Here is a 735-nt window from a genome sequence, read left to right on the forward strand (position 1 = left end):
GTGCGGTCGGTCAACACCAGAATGCTGGGGTTATTCAGGCCCACACTTTCGGCCCGCAGGTAGCGGGCCAGATAGGCCATGGTCAGGGACTTGCCGCTGCCCTGGGTGTGCCAGACCACGCCGCCGCTGCCAGCAGCGCCAACCACACCGTTGCCATCAGCCTTGGTGAGCCGTGCCAGCGTCTTGCGCACCGCCCGCCACTGCTGGTAACGGGGCAGCTTTTTGATGGTGCGACCGTCTTCCACTTCAAACAGCACAAACTGGCAGACCAGCTCCACAAAGCGGGTCGGCTCAAACAGTGCCCACAGCAGGCGATCCTGTTCGCTGGGTTCTGTGCTAAGCCGTTGTCGTACGATGGCTTCTTCGGCATCGTCCAGCCGGTAGCGAAAGTAGAAGGCTTCCGGCGTGTAGATGGCACCGTAACGGGCCTGATTGCGGTTAATGGCCGCACAGACCTGGTTAAAGACAAAGTGGCGCGGGTGGCTGTTCTGGTAGGCAAGCAGCTGGTTAATGCCCTTGCTCAGTTTGATATGGCTGGCCTTGCACTCGATCATGGCCAGAGGCAGGCCGTTGATAAACAGCAGCAGGTCCGGCCGGAACTCGTCACCCTCGCTGTTGCTGCCAATATACTGATCCACCACATGGAAGCGGTTGGCGGTGGGGGTGTTCTGGTCGATAAAGCGCACGCTGTGGGCGCGGCCACGGGCATCCTTGAGCTGGATATTGCTGCCGTGG

Annotated in this window: 1 protein-coding gene; it reads right to left on the minus strand. The window is 60.5% G+C overall.

Features of this window, described 5'->3' with window-relative positions:
* Positions 1 to 686, minus strand: a 686-nt coding sequence (locus J7438_RS26475) for a type I restriction endonuclease (protein WP_353620202.1), incomplete at its 3' end; no start/stop codon positions are given.
* Between the last annotated feature and the right edge of the window lie 49 nt (positions 687 to 735).

The sequence above is a fragment of the Thalassotalea sp. G20_0 genome (assembly GCF_017744175.1).
GTDB lineage: Bacteria > Pseudomonadota > Gammaproteobacteria > Pseudomonadales > Endozoicomonadaceae > Endozoicomonas.